Raw genomic sequence first — 14208 nt, forward strand, 5'->3', positions numbered from 1 at the left:
TTCAGGCTTCCAGGGTGGCGAGGAGGAAGTCGGCGCGGGCGGCCACCGACGTCTTTGGCAGGATCACGACCTCGTAGTCGAGGGCGGGGAGGGCGGCTTCCAGGCGGTGATACTCCTCCAGCGCGGCGTCGAGGCCGTGGCGACGCTCGGCGTCGGCGACGTGGATCTCGGGCCAGGGCGGCGCGAGAAAGACGCGGCGGTGATAGCGATGGGCGCGGTCCAGCGCCCGCAGCGTGGGCTCGCCGGTGGCGGCCTCCAGCGCGCTGGCGGCGTCGACCACGCCGCGATCGAAGAACACCCAGCCATGGGGGCCGCGGGCGGCCTCGCGATCGGCCAGGGCCAGTTCGACGGCGCGGCGGGCGAAGGCGGCCGGATCGTTCCAGGGCAGGACGGGGTCGTCAGGCCCCAGGGCCTGCCGCACGATGCGGCGGCCGGGCTCCTCGACGACGGCGTAGCCGCGGGCGGCCAGCTCGGCCAGCAGACTGGACTTGCCGCCGCCCGAGCAGCCGGTGATCAGGACGAAGTTGTCGGCCATGAGTCGTCCTCCGGCCGGTATTCTAGCCTAGCGGGTCATCCAGGGCTTGGACTTGCCGGTCGGCGCGGTCGCGTCGGCCTTGTCGACCTTGCCGCTGGAGGCCTTGGGGCCATGGCCGTGGCGGCCCTGGGCGGCCTTCTTCAGGCGCAGGGCGCGCTGCATCGGGGTTTCGTTCGGTGGGGCGTCGTTGGTCTCGTTGCTCATCGGCGCGCTGTAGCACGCCGGACGCCCCACGTCCCGGTTAGTGACCTCCTGACCTGTCCGGATGCGGGACCTTGGCCACGTCGGCGGCCGTCACCGGCTTGGCGTAGGCGTTGCCGAAGTGGGTGCGGACATAGGTGACGACCTGCGCGATCTGGGCGTCGTCCAGCGTGCCGGCGAAGGGCGGCATGCCGCCCTGGCCGCGCACCACCACCATCGAGACGTAGGGGGCGGCGGCCAGCTTGGGGTTGGCGGCCAGGGCGGGGATCGTGCCGGCGCCGGTTCCGCCCTTGGCGTCGGCCATGTGGCAGGCCTGGCAGACGGCCTCGTAGACCTGCTGGCCGGTGATCGGCTTTTGGACGCGCACCACGCCGCCGCCGGTGTCGCCGCCGGGCGGGGCCTGGGCGACGGCGGGGATGGCGCAGACGAGGGCGGCGGCGAGCGCCGACGCCGCGACGAGAACGGGACGGGTCATGCTCAGGCCTCCAGGGCGCGCTTGTGCAGGCGGGTGATGGCGTCGAGGGACGAGAGCAGGGCGCCCTCCATCCAGCAGCCGACATACGAGGCGTGCTCGCCGGCCAGCACGATGCGGCGGTCCATGGCCACCAGGGTCTGGTAGTGCTCCTTGCGGGTCTCCTCGGTCCAGCGGGCGCAGCAACCCAGGGCCCAGGGCACGCGGCTCCAGGCCACAGAGGCGCCGTTCGCGAACTCCTTGCGATAGCTCTGCGGGTGCAGCACCGAGCCCTGCTGCAGGGCGACCTCGATGCGCTGCTGCGGCGTCATGCCGGCCAAGCGATAGGCCCCCATCTCGCGGGCGAAGGCGCCCAGCAGCACGGCCGGTCCGTTCCCGAACAGATTGTTGTTGGGGTAGGAGATCAGGGCGATCTCCTGGTCGGTGAAGCTGTGGCCGCCGTAGATGGAGTCTTCCTCCTCCCAGAAGCGTCGCTTCATCTCCAGGCCGATCTTCACCTGGCCCGAATAGGGCACGGCCTTGATGGCGGCGGCCAGTTCGTCGCTGATCTCGCTTTCGATCTGGCCGAGGATGGAAAGCGGGATCGTACAGACGCACCAGTCGGCCTTGGCGGTCTCGACCTTGCCCGTGGCGGTGTCGCTGAAGGTGACCGCCACGCCCTTGTCGTCCTGGGCGATCTTCGTGACCTTGGCGTTGAAGGTGGTCAGGCCCTCGACCTGCTTGGCGAAGGCCTTGCCGATCATGTCCATGCCGCCCACCGGCTGGAACATGGTGGTCTGCATCTCGTGGCCCATGAAAAAGGCCATCGAGGTCCAGACCTGGGGATCGAGCACGTCGTGCAGGGCGTAGAGGTCGGACGGGATCGGCGCGCCGTCCACGCCGCCGCCGGGCGGGCGGTCATAGCCGCGGTGGGCCGAGCTGCGCAGGCCCTTGGCGTAGCGATAGTCGCCGTCGAGCATGCCCCAGCCCTTCAGGGCCTCCAGCAGCTTCTCGCGGTCCTCGGGCGTGACCGCGTCGTCCAGCGCCTTGGTGTTGATCGATTTCGCCAGCAGTTCGGCGACGTTGCCCTCGAAGTCGGCCGCGGCCGCCTTGAAGCGCACCGGCTTGCCGCCGAAGGCGGTCGAGGAATGGACCCAGGTGTTGTGGTTGAACTGGATGAACGGCTCCAGCGCCACGCCGAACCGCTTGCAGTAGTGCAGCAGGGTGCGGTGATGGTGCGGGATCCGCCACGGGCCGGGGTTGAAGTAGTTGCCGGCGGCGAAGCCGACCTTCTGGGTCGCGCCGCCCAGCTCGGTATAGGTGTCGCCCCCGCGGAGGCTCCAGTTCCGGCCGCCCGCGCGGCCCTGGTACTCCAGGATCCGCACCTTGTAGCCGGCGCGGGTCAGTTCATAGGCCGCCAGCAGGCCGGCCAGGCCCGCTCCCAGCACCAGCACCGAGGCGCCGGGCCTTGCGCCCGCAAGGTCGGGCGGGCCGTGGAACTGGGTCTCGGCGGCGTGGCCGAGGGTGGTCATGGCCTGGTACAACGCGGCCGTCCCGCCCACCTGGGCGATGGCGGTCAAGAGCTGTCTTCTGGTCGGTACGCGGACTCCGTCTGGCATATGCTCGGCCCTATCCCCTTCGCCGCCGCCCGCGACCGGGCGGCTCGCGGGACCGAGCTAAGCAGGGCGCCTTGCGTCCCCGCCGCCCACTTTGTTCGCGTGGCGAGCGGATGGGTTCGCGGATCACCGTTCCGCAGCGTTCGGACGATGAGGCTGCGCAGGAAACGGGCAGGGGAGGGCGGCGATCGACTCACCTGCCCAGGCCCGTCATCCCGGGCGGAGGTCCGCAAAGCGGACCGTAGACCCGGGACCCAGGGGACCGGGCGCGGGGTTGGGGTCGCCGTTCAGGCGGTGGCCGACGCATCGCGTTGGCCCCTGGGTCCCGGCTCTGCGCTTCGCTTCGGCCGGGATGACGGCCTTTGATGCCCTACGGCACTTCGTCCAGCGCCCACGGCGCGAACGCCTCGCGGGTCTTCAGGCGGGCGTAGTAGGCCTCGACCGCCGGCAGGGCGTCGCGGTCGATGGGCGAGGCGGCCCAGCGGTGGACGGAGACGCCCAGCACCACGTCGGCCAGGGTGAAGGCCTCGCCGGCGGCGAAGGCGCCAGTGCGGTCCAGTTGGCGGTCGAGCAGGGCCATGGCGCCGTTCCAGGCGCGGACGCTGGCGGCGATCTGGGCCGGATCGTCGAAGCCGGGCATCCGCCGCACCAGGCCCGCGAAGGCGTAGCGCCAGGCGGTGTTGAGCTCGGTGGCCTGCCAGTCCATCCACTGCTCGACGGCGGCGCGGCCGCGCGGCTCGGTAGGCAGCAGGGCCTCGCCGCCGACGTGGCGCGAGGCGAGGTAGCGGCAGATGGTGTTCGATTCCCACAGCGGCCCGTGCTCGTCGATCAGCACCGGCACCAGGGCGTTGGGATTGAGCGCCAGGAAGGCCGGGTCGCTCGTCGAGGCATAACCCATGCCCCAGTCCTCGCGCTCATAGGCGAGATCGAGTTCGCCGCAGGTCCACAGCACCTTGCGGACGTTCAGCGACGAGGTGCGGCCCAGTATCTTGAGCATGGAGGCCTCCATTGACGCTGCGATCTCTAGCATTGTCGGTTTCACGCGCCGGTGGAGAAATTCTTCAAGGCGAGGCGTCTCGCGACTCGTTATGTAGTCTATTTACATAACGAGGGGATTTCATGCTGTTTCGCTCCGTACTGCTCGCCGGTTCGCTGCTGGCCGGCGCCGCCCACGCCCAGGGCGACGTCTATGCGTTGGGCGAGGTGCAGGTGACCGCCCGCAACGCCGCCGGCGAAACGATCGGTGGCAGCACGGTCAAAGGCGAGACCCTGCGCAAGTTCGACAAGGCCAGCGTCGACCAGGCGCTGGACCTGATCCCCGGCGCGGCGGCGGGTAACAGCGGCGGCTCGCGCAACGAGCGGCTGGTGTTCATCCGCGGCTTCGACCGCTTCCAGACCACCCTGTCGATCGACGGGGTGCGGGTGTTCCTGCCGGCCGACAACCGCATCGACTTCGCCAGGTTCCTCACCGCCGATCTTTCCGAGGTCCAGGTTTCCAAGGGCTATGTCTCGGTGCTCGACGGTCCGGGTGGTCTGGGCGGCGCCATCAACCTGGTCACCCGCAAGCCAGCCAAGCCCTTCGAGGGCGAGATCCGCCTGGGCGCGGGCCTCGACGGCGACGGCTCGCTCAACAGCAACACCGTGTCGGGCCGGATCGGCGGCAAGACCGACCGGTTCTACGTCCAGGCCAGCGGCGCGCGCAGCGAGCGCACCCACTGGCGCCTGCCCGACGACTACAAGGCCACGGCGCTGGAGAACGGCGGCAATCGCGACCACTCCGAAAGCGAGGACTGGCGGGTCAACCTCAAGGCCGGCTTTACGCCCAACGCCACCGACGAATACTCGATCACCTACACCCGCCAGGAGGGCGAGAAGAACGCGCCCTATCACGTCACCGACACGGCCAGCACGCGCTACTGGTCCTGGCCCTACTGGAACATCGACAGTCTGGCCCTGTTGACCCGCACGAAGATCGCCGACAACGCGGTGCTGAAGGCGCGCGTCTATCGCAACACCTTCGAGAACGCGCTCTTCTCGTGGGACAACGCCCGCCAGAACAGCCAGACTCTGGGGCGGGCCTTCCGCTCGTACTATGACGACGTGGCCTATGGCGGGAACCTGGAGCTGGACGTCGACGTCACCGCCAGCAACACCCTGAAGGCCGCCGCCTTCTATCGCCGCGACAAGCATGTCGAATGGCAGCAGAGCTTCGCCCCGGCCGGGACCGAGCCGCGCCAGACGGTCGTCGAGGACACCACCTCGATCGCCCTGGAGGACACCCAGCGCTTTGGCGACAAGGTCGACCTGGTGGTCGGCGTCTCGCGCGACCGCCGCGACCTGAACCAGGCCCAGGACTACAACTCGAACGCCTTCGTCTTCTATCCGCTGACCGACGATGTGGCCTGGAACGGCCAGGCGGCGCTGGTCTGGCGGCCGCTGCCCGACGTGCAGCTGCACGGCAGCGTCTCGTCGCGGGCCCGCTTCCCGACCCTGTTCGAGCGCTACAGCGCCCGCATGGGCCAGGCTGTGCCCAATCCTGACGTCAAGGCCGAGCGGGCGATCAACTACGAGCTGGGCGGCGCGGTCGACTTCACGCCGCTGCTGAAGATCGAGGGGGCGGTGTTCTACAGCGACGTGCGCGACGCCCTGATCCTGATCCCGGTGGCGCTGGGCGCGCCCTACGGCACGGTCAACCAGACCAAGAACGCCGGCGACGGCGAGTACTACGGCCTGGAAGGCGCGGCGACCTTCAAGGCCGGCGACCACCTGACGCTGGGCGGCAACTACACCTACCTGCACCGCAAGCTGACCGACCCGACCAACGCCGCCTTCCGCCCGACCGGCACGCCCGACCACAAGCTGTTCGTCTATGCCGACTGGACGCTGAACGACCGCCTGTCGCTGACGCCCAGCCTGGAGGCGGCGTCCAAGCGCTGGACGGTGACCTCGAGCTCGCTGGTCAGCCCCGCCCGCTACTACCGCACCGGCGGCTACGTGCTGGCCAACCTGACGGCCCAGGTGACGGTGACGCCGAAGATCGACGTCATCGTCGGCGCCCGCAACCTGCTGGACCAGAAGTACCAGCTGGTCGACGGCTTCCCCGAGGAAGGCCGCAACTTCCGCGCCGACCTGCGGGTCAAGTTCTGAGGAGCCCCGCCATGCGTCTCGCCCTGATCCTGGCCGCCGGCCTCGCCCTGGCCGCGCCGCCCGCCTTCGCCCAGACCCAGCCGGACGCCGCTTGCGCGCCCGGCGTCGAGACCGGCTTGCCGCCCGAGCTGGCGGCGTGGTCGGCCAAGAGCCCGCTGGCGGCGGCGACCTCGGTCGCGGACCTGCCGAAATCCTTGCTGGCGCCCGGCCAGGCCTATGTCGCCGCGCTGTCGCCGACGCTGGAGGTGGCCTATGCGGTTCAGCCGGAAAAGCCCGGCGGCACGGTCAGCAAGGGCGGCCTGTTCTCGCTGAAGATCGAGACGGCCGGCGCCTATGTGATCGCCCTGGGGACGGGCGCCTGGATCGACGTGCTGAAGGACGGCGCGACCCAGCGCTCGACCGCCCACGGCCGGGGTCCGGCCTGCTCGACCGTGCGCAAGATGGTGACCTTCGATCTTTCGCCCGGCGACTACGTGATCCAGATCTCGGCCAACGCCCAGGCTGAGCTGCAGATCATGGTCGCCCGCAAGCCCTGACCTGGCGAGGGAGAGGGGGCGTGCGGCTGGAGGCTTACGGCAAGGCGCTGGCGTTAGTAGCCGGCCTGCTGCTGACGGCCGCCTTCGCGCCAGCGGCGTTCGAGTGGAAGCTGCCGCCGGGCGTCGCGCCGCCGCCGGTCCCGGCCGACAATCCGATGTCGGACGCCAAGGTCGCCCTGGGCCGCAAGCTGTTCTACGACGCCGACCTCTCCATCGACGGCACGATGTCGTGCGCCAGCTGCCACGAGCAGCGACGCGGCTTCACCGACAGCAACCGCACCCATCCGGGCGTGCACGGAGATCCCAGGCGGCGCAACATCCAGACCTTGGCGAACGTGGGCTACTTCCGCGCGCTGACCTGGGGCGACGGAAGCGTGAAGCGGCTGGAGGATCAGGCTCTGATCCCGATCGCCGGGACCAAGCCGGTCGAGATGGGCTTCGCCGGCCAGGAAGCGGTGCTGACCGCGCGTCTGGCCGGCCAGGCCTGCTATCGCAAGATGTTCGGTGAAGCCTTTCCCGAGGCGCGCGGCGAGGTCAGCATGACCACCATCGCCAAGGCCCTGGCGGCCTTCCAGCGCACGCTCGTCTCGTTCGACAGCCCCCATGACCAGCGCAAGCGGGGCGAAGCCGTCGTGGTGTCGGCCGAAGCCCTGCGCGGCGAGCGGCAGTTCAAGGCGACCTGCGCCGGATGCCACGCCGGCCCGCTGTTCACCGACGCCGACAAGCCCCGCTTCCACCGCATCGACGCGCCATTCACTGGCGACCAGGGCCTCGCCGACGTCACCGGCGAGGCGGCCGATGCGGGGCGCTTCCGCACGCCTTCGCTGCGCAACGTGGCGCTGAGCGCGCCATACCTGCACGACGGCTCGGCTCCGACGCTGGAGACGGCGATCCGCCGGCATCGCGTGGCGATGCGGCTGGAGGATCGCCAGGTCTCAGAACTCGTCGCCTTCCTGGAAACGCTGACCGACGAGACCTTCGTCACCGATCCACGGTTTTCCCTGCCTAAGCCGGGGTGCGGACCCTAGGGCCCGGACTCAATTGGCGTGCAAGGAAACGTGTCTTCCCGACCGGAGGAGCGCGTCAGCGATCCGTAGAGCCGGGATCTCCCACGTTGCAGGTTCTGAACTGTGGGAGATCCCGGCGCTCCGCTGCGCTGCGGCCGGGATGACAACTGCTATAAGCTATTGAAACAGATAGCCCATTGCCCTCGGCCAATTGAGTACCGAACCTAGTCTTCCGGAAGGGACCCCGCCGCAGCCGCCATGGCGGCTGCGGCCTGGGTCTGGGTCATGGCGGCTTGCAGGGCTTGGGCGGCCTGTTGCATCGCCGCCTGCACTGCCGCGTTCGCCGACGCCATGGCGGCTTGGACGGCTTGGTTGGCCGCCCGCATCGCCGCCTCATTCGCCGCCTGGGCGGCTTCGAGGGCCTGTTGTATCGCCGCCTCGGAAGGTTCGCTCGGCGGTGCAGGCGGGGCGGCGGCGAAGATGGTCCGGGTCGCCTCGCCGGCGCTGGCGGTGTCGACCGACAGCAACGTCGAGACGCCCTGCGTCGTCGAGGCCTGTGTCGTCACGTTGGCCTGCTGCTGGTTTTCCGTCGCGTTGTGGGCGGCGTTCGCCAGGGCCTGAGCGGTGGCCTGGAACAGGTTGCCCATGGCCATGGCGGGCGCGTCGCCCAGAACCTTGGTGTTCACCTGGCTGACGGAGTCGGTGATCTGGTCGTTGACGTTGGTCGGGAAGGCCATGGTCGTCTCCGTGCTGGATCAGGCGGCCTTCAAATGAAAACCGCGGCTCACCCACAATGGATGGCCGCGGCTTTCGGAATAGGAAATTTCGCACAAGGCGGGAGAGGGCGGGGCCCTCCGCCGATCAATCCTCGTCCATCTTGAGGGCGGCGATGAAGGCTTCCTGCGGGATCTCGACCTTGCCGAACTGGCGCATCCGCTTCTTGCCTTCCTTCTGCTTGTCCAGAAGTTTCCGCTTACGCGAGGCGTCGCCGCCGTAGCACTTGGCGGTCACGTCCTTGCGCAGGGCGCGGACGGTTTCGCGGGCGATGATCCGGCCGCCGATGGCCGCCTGGATCGGGATGACGAACATGTGCTGCGGGATGAGCTCCTTCATCTTTTCGCACATGCCGCGGCCGCGGCTTTCGGCGCGGCTGCGGTGGACCAGCATCGACAGGGCGTCGACCGGTTCGCTGTTGACCAGGATCGACATCTTCACCAGGTCGCCGGCGCGATAGTCTTCCAGGGCGTAGTCGAAGCTGGCGTAGCCCTTCGAGATCGACTTCAGGCGATCGTAGAAGTCGAACACCACCTCGTTCAGCGGCAGGTCGTAGACGACCATGGCGCGGTTGCCGACGTAGGACAGTTCGCGCTGCATGCCGCGACGGTCCTGGCAGAGCTTGATGACGCCGCCGAGATACTCGTCGGGGGTGAAGATCGTGGCCTTGATCCAGGGCTCGGCGATCTCCTCGATCTGCATCACGTCCGGCAGGTCGGCCGGATTGTGCAGCTCGATCTCTTCGCCGTTGCGCATCTTGATCTTGTAGACGACCGACGGGGCGGTCGCGATCAGGTCGAGGTCGAACTCGCGGGAGAGGCGCTCCTGGATGATCTCCAGGTGCAGCAGGCCGAGGAAGCCGCAGCGGAAGCCGAAGCCCAGCGCGGCCGAGCTTTCCATTTCGAAGGTGAAGCTGGCGTCGTTCAGGCGCAGCTTGCCGACGGCGGCGCGCAGGTCCTCGAAGTCGGCGGCGTCGACCGGGAACAGGCCGCAGAACACCACCGGCACGACTTCCTTGAAGCCCTTCAGCGGTTCGGCCGTCTGCTTCTTCTCGTCGGTGATGGTGTCGCCGACGGCGGCGTCGGCCACTTCCTTGATTGAGGCGGTGAAGAAGCCGACCTCGCCCGGGCCCAGCGCCGCCACGTCGGTGGCCTTGGGCGTGAACACGCCGACCTTGTCGATGCGGTGGGTGGCGCCGGTCTGCATCATGCGGACCTGCTGGCCGGCCTTCAGCGTGCCGTCGAAGATGCGCACCAGCACGACCACGCCGAGGTAGGCGTCGTACCAGGCGTCGACCAGCAGGGCCTTCAGCGGGGCGTTGATGTCGCCCTTGGGAGCGGGCAGGCGGGTGACGATGGCTTCCAGGACGTCGGGAATGCCGATGCCGGTCTTGGCCGAGCACTCGACGGCGTCGCTGGCGTCCAGGCCGATCACGTCCTCGATCTGGGCCTTCACGCGATCGACGTCGGCGGCCGGCAGGTCGACCTTGTTGAGGACCGGAACGATCTCGTGGTTGTTGTCGATGGCCTGGTAGACGTTGGCCAGGGTCTGGGCCTCCACGCCCTGCGAGGCGTCGACGACCAGGATCGAGCCTTCGCAGGCGGCCAGCGAGCGCGACACCTCGTAGGCGAAGTCGACGTGCCCGGGGGTGTCCATCAGGTTCAGGACATAGGTCTCGCCGTCGGCGGCCTTGTAGTTCAGGCGCACGGTCTGCGCCTTGATGGTGATGCCGCGCTCCTTCTCGATGTCCATGTTGTCGAGAACCTGGGCGCTCATCTCGCGCGCGGTCRGGCCGCCCGTCGTCTGGATCAGGCGGTCGGACAGGGTCGACTTGCCGTGGTCGATGTGGGCCACGATCGAGAAATTGCGGATCTTGTCGAGGGGCGTAGAGCTCATGCGCGTGCGTCTATCACATTTGCACCGGTTCGCGAGGGGGCGTGACGGGTTTGCGTCATCGACCCCGTTCACGACGGGCCTCAAATCGTCTAATCCGACGCGATGAACCAGCGTCGACGTCCTGTCCCCTTCGAACTCGGCCCCGTGCACTTCATCGGCATCGGCGGCATCGGCATGTCCGGCATCGCCGAGATCATGATCCGCATCGGCTATACCGTGCAGGGCAGCGATGCGAAGGCCAGCGCCAACACCGAGCGCCTCGAGAAGCTCGGCGCGCGCATCTTCGTCGGCCATGACGCGGCCAATGTCGAAGGCGCCTCGGCCATCGTCTATTCGACGGCGGTGAAGGCCGATAACCCGGAAATGGTCGCCGGTCGCGACAAGCGCTTGCCGCTGGTCCGCCGCGCCGAGATGCTGGCCGAGCTGATGAGGCTTCAGTTTTCGGTCGCCGTGGGCGGCACCCACGGCAAGACCACGACCACCTCGATGGTGGCCGCGCTGCTCGACGCCGGCGGCCTGGATCCGACGGTCGTCAACGGCGGCATCATCAACGCCTACGGCACCAACGCCAAGGTCGGCGAAGGCGACTGGATCGTCGTCGAGGCCGACGAGAGCGACGGCTCGTTCCTGAAGCTGAAGTCGACGGTGGCCATCGTCACCAACATCGACGCCGAGCACCTGGACCACTGGGGCGACTTCGACGCGGTGAAGAAGGGCTTCCAGGACTTCATCGAGAACATCCCGTTCTACGGTTTCGCCGCCGTCTGCACCGACCACCCCGAAGTGCAGGCCCTGACCTCGCGCATCGAGAACCGCCGCCTGGTGACCTACGGCACCAACCCGCAGGCCGAGGTGCGCGTGCAGAACGTCGAGATGGGCCCCGAGGGCGCCAGCTTCGACATCGCCATCTCGCCGCTGGAAGGCGAGACGATCCGCTATGAAGGCCTGAAGATGCCGATGGCCGGGCACCACAACGTGCTCAACGCCACCGCGGCCGTGGCCGTGGCCCGTGAACTGGGCGTCGACGCCGAGGCGATCCGCGCCGGCCTGGCGGCCTTCGGCGGGGTCAAGCGCCGCTTCACCACCACGGGCGTGGCCAATGGCGTTCGCGTGGTCGACGACTACGGCCACCACCCGGTCGAGATCGCCGCCGTGCTCAAGGCCGCCCGCGCCGTCAGCCAGGGCAAGGTGATCGCCGTGGTGCAGCCGCACCGCTACACCCGCCTGCGCGACCTGATGACCGAGTTCTCCAGCTGCTTCAACGACGCCGACACCGTGGTCGTCGCCGACGTCTACACGGCCGGTGAGCAGCCGATCGAGGGCGTCGACCGCGACCACCTGGTCGAAGGCCTCAAGAAGTTCGGCCACCGCCGCGCCCTGCCGCTGGAAAGCCCGGCGGCCCTGCCGGCGCTGATCGCGGCCGAAGCGACGAGCGGCGACCTGGTGGTGCTGCTGGGCGCGGGCGACATCACGTCCTGGGCCTACGCCCTGCCGGGCCAGCTGGAAGCGCTGGCGAAGTAGTTTTCGCTCGATCCCTTCCTTCTCCCCTTGCGGGAGAAGGTGGCCGCGTAGCGGTCGGATGAGGGGTCGCGCGGCGAGGCCGAGAAACCCCTCATCCGTCGTCCTTCGGACGACACCTTCTCCCGCAAGGGGAGAAGGGGAGACGAAGCGATGACCTGGAAAACCCAACTCCCCGCCGTGCGCGGCAAGCTGCTGATCGACGAGGCCCTGGCCCCGTTCACCTGGTTCCGCGTCGGCGGTCCGGCCGACGTGGTGTTCCTGCCGGCCGACGAGCAGGACCTGTCCGATTTCCTTAAAGGCCTGGATCCGGCCGTGCCGGTGATGGCCATCGGCGTCGGCTCCAACCTCCTGGTCCGTGACGGCGGCGTCGAGGGCGTGATCATCCGCTTAGGAAAAGGCTTCAACACCGTCGAGGCCCTGGGCGACAACCGCATCAAGGCCGGCAGCGCCGTGCCTGACGCCATCCTGGCCCGCAAGGCGGCCGAGGCCGGCATCGCGGGCCTGGAGTTCTACGCCGGCATTCCTGGCACGATCGGCGGCGCGGTGATCATGAACGCCGGCTGCTACGGCTCCGAGACGGTCAACGTGGTCAAGTCCGTGCGCGTCATGGACCGCGCGGGCGTGGTGCGTGAACTGTCGGTCGACGAGCTGCACTACACCTACCGCCACAGCGCCCTGCAGGACGGCGAGACGGTGATCGTGCTCGACGCGACCTTCGAGGGGACCGCCGATGAGCCGGCCGCGATCAAGGCGCGCATGGCCGAGATCACCAGCCGCCGCGAGACCACCCAGCCGATCCGCGAAAAGACCGGCGGCTCGACCTTCAAGAACCCGCCGGGCCACTCGTCGTGGAAGCTGGTCGACGAGGCCGGCTGGCGCGGCAAGCTGTTCGGCGGTGCGATGTTCTCGCCGCTGCACAGCAACTTCCTGATCAACACCGGCGAGGCCACGGCGGCCGACCTGGAAGGCCTGGGCGACACGGTCCGCGCCGACGTGCTGGCCAAGACCGGCGTCCAGCTGGACTGGGAGATCAAGCGGATCGGCAGATCCTGATCCCTCTCCCCTTGCGGGAGAGGGCGGCCCGAAGGGCCGGGTGAGAGGGGTCTCAGCAATCAGACGCCGCGACAGCCGATCAGGCGTCGCGGCGTTTTTCGTTCGTGCGACCCCTCATCCGTCAGCTTCGCTGACACCTTCTCCCGCAAGGGGAGAAGGATGCTAGACGTCCTTCCTCGACAGGTACTCCTCCACGTCGATCTCCTTCTCCCAGCGCGCCACGGCCGTGGCGATCGACAGGTCGCAGGTGACGTTGGGCACGGTGCGGATCATGTCGAGGATGCGGTCGAAGGGCAGGATGAAGCCGACGATGATCGCCGTCTGGGTGGGGCCGACGCCGATGGTGGCCAGCACCGCGGCCAGCACGAACAGCGAGCCCGACGGCACCGGCGCCACGCCCATGGCCACGATGGTGGTGGTGATCGCCACCAGGGCGTAGTCGGCCAGGGTCAGCGGCACGCCGAAGGCCTGGGCGGCGAACATGGTCAGCATGGCGACGTACATCGCCGTGCCGTCCATGCCGATCGTGGCGCCCAGCGGCAGGACGGTCGACGAGATCGAGGGCTTTACGCCGAGGTTCTCCTCGGCCACCCGGATCGCCACCGGCAGGGTGGCCGAGCTGGACGAGGTGGAGAAGCCGACCAGGATGGCGTCCATGCAGCCGCGATAGAATGGCAGCAGCGGCAGCCAGGCCCCCAGCCGCACGACGGCGGCGTGGGTGACGAAGGTCTGGATCGCGGCCCCGATGATCACGCAGACCCCCAGCTTGGCCACGTGCAGGAAGGTCTCGGGGCCGTTCGTGCCCATGACCACGGCGATCAGGGCGAAGACCCCGAACGGGGCTGCCTCCATCACGAAGCCGACGATGCGCAGCATCACCTCGCTGGCGCTGGCCAGCAGCCGGGCGACCGGTTCCCCGTCCTTGCCCGCCACGATCACCCCGGCCCCGACCAGCACGGCGAAGAAGATGATCGCCAGGGTCTCGCCTTCGGCCAGGGCCTTGATCGGGTTCAGCGGCACGATGCCGATGAACAGCTCGGCCGGCGACTTGGGCGGGGCCACGGCCTGGGGGGCGGCGTTGTGCAGGTCGGCGCCGACGCCGGGACCCAGAAGGGTGGCGATGGTCAGGCCGATGCTGACCGCCACCAGCGTGGTCAGCACGTACATGGCGATGGTCTTGACGCCGATGCCGCCCAGCCGCCGGGCGTCGCCCAGCTGGGCCACGCCCGAAGCGATGATCACGAAAACCAGCGGGGCCACCATCATGCGGATCAGCCGCACGAAGATGTCGCCCATCCACTTGAGGCTGGTCGCGCCATCGCCCCAGAAATAGCCGACCACAGCCCCCAGCACGAGCGCGGCCAGGATCCGTTTCCACAGCGAGATCCCGAACCAGACCTGCAGCGGGTTCTTGCGGGGCGGGGGCGCGTCGGCGAGAGCGTCGGTCATGCCGCCAGAGCACGGCGTTATG

General features: G+C 68.8%; 13 protein-coding genes. 5 read left to right on the top strand and 8 right to left on the bottom strand.

What is annotated here, in order from left to right; all coding sequences use genetic code 11:
- Position 1: 1 nt before the first annotated feature.
- The 5 genes from AC1DCG_RS08580 to AC1DCG_RS08600 all read right to left on the bottom strand — a co-directional run bounded on the left by AC1DCG_RS08580 (position 2) and on the right by AC1DCG_RS08600 (position 3800).
- A complete protein-coding gene (locus tag AC1DCG_RS08580) occupies positions 2-535 on the bottom strand; it encodes an AAA family ATPase (RefSeq protein WP_477029594.1) in 534 nt (177 codons plus the stop codon).
- Positions 536-562: 27 nt separating this feature from the next.
- Positions 563-739, bottom strand: coding sequence for a hypothetical protein (locus AC1DCG_RS08585; protein ID WP_109101518.1), 177 nt, complete (start codon positions 737-739; stop codon positions 563-565).
- Positions 740-776: 37 nt separating this feature from the next.
- On the bottom strand, positions 777-1211 hold the full coding sequence (locus AC1DCG_RS08590) for a c-type cytochrome (RefSeq protein ID WP_477029595.1): 435 nt from the start codon (positions 1209-1211) through the stop codon (positions 777-779).
- A gap of 2 nt (positions 1212-1213) precedes the next feature.
- Positions 1214-2806 (bottom strand): flavin monoamine oxidase family protein, encoded by a 1593-nt coding sequence (locus tag AC1DCG_RS08595; RefSeq protein ID WP_477029596.1) that lies wholly within the window; start codon positions 2804-2806, stop codon positions 1214-1216.
- Between the two features lie 367 nt (positions 2807-3173).
- Positions 3174-3800, bottom strand: coding sequence for a glutathione S-transferase family protein (locus tag AC1DCG_RS08600; RefSeq protein WP_477029597.1), 627 nt, complete (start codon positions 3798-3800; stop codon positions 3174-3176).
- Between the two features lie 122 nt (positions 3801-3922).
- On the opposite strand from AC1DCG_RS08600, the gene AC1DCG_RS08605 reads away from it, so the two are divergent.
- From AC1DCG_RS08605 to AC1DCG_RS08615, 3 genes are read left to right on the top strand one after another with little or no spacing between them, the layout of a single operon-like run.
- Positions 3923-5950, top strand: coding sequence for a TonB-dependent receptor plug domain-containing protein (locus AC1DCG_RS08605; protein WP_477029598.1), 2028 nt, complete (start codon positions 3923-3925; stop codon positions 5948-5950).
- Between the two features lie 11 nt (positions 5951-5961).
- Positions 5962-6486, top strand: coding sequence for a homogentisate 1,2-dioxygenase (locus AC1DCG_RS08610; protein ID WP_477029599.1), 525 nt, complete (start codon positions 5962-5964; stop codon positions 6484-6486).
- A gap of 20 nt (positions 6487-6506) precedes the next feature.
- Positions 6507-7514 carry a cytochrome-c peroxidase gene (locus tag AC1DCG_RS08615; protein ID WP_477029600.1) on the top strand — a complete coding sequence of 336 codons (1008 nt, stop codon included), beginning with the start codon at positions 6507-6509 and terminating at the stop codon, positions 7512-7514.
- Positions 7515-7717: 203 nt separating this feature from the next.
- Here AC1DCG_RS08615 and AC1DCG_RS08620 read toward each other — a convergent pair whose 3' ends face one another.
- Complete coding sequence (locus tag AC1DCG_RS08620; protein WP_477029601.1) at positions 7718-8230, bottom strand: RebB family R body protein; 513 nt, start codon at positions 8228-8230, stop codon at positions 7718-7720.
- 124 nt (positions 8231-8354) lie between these two features.
- Positions 8355-10163, bottom strand: a complete 1809-nt coding sequence (gene lepA / locus AC1DCG_RS08625; protein WP_477041451.1) for a translation elongation factor 4 — start codon at positions 10161-10163, stop codon at positions 8355-8357.
- 102 nt (positions 10164-10265) lie between these two features.
- Here lepA and murC point away from each other — a divergent pair, with 102 nt between their 5' ends.
- The gene (gene murC / locus AC1DCG_RS08630; RefSeq protein ID WP_477029602.1) at positions 10266-11684 is read left to right on the top strand and encodes a UDP-N-acetylmuramate--L-alanine ligase; all 1419 of its coding nucleotides are present in this window, start codon (positions 10266-10268) and stop codon (positions 11682-11684) included.
- A 150-nt stretch (positions 11685-11834) separates the two neighbouring features.
- A complete protein-coding gene (gene murB / locus AC1DCG_RS08635) occupies positions 11835-12737 on the top strand; it encodes a UDP-N-acetylmuramate dehydrogenase (RefSeq protein ID WP_477029603.1) in 903 nt (300 codons plus the stop codon).
- Between the two features lie 162 nt (positions 12738-12899).
- Here murB and AC1DCG_RS08640 read toward each other — a convergent pair whose 3' ends face one another.
- A complete protein-coding gene (locus AC1DCG_RS08640) occupies positions 12900-14186 on the bottom strand; it encodes a dicarboxylate/amino acid:cation symporter (RefSeq protein WP_477029604.1) in 1287 nt (428 codons plus the stop codon).
- Positions 14187-14208 lie beyond the last annotated feature (22 nt).

This window comes from Caulobacter sp. 10L414 (assembly GCF_056395525.1).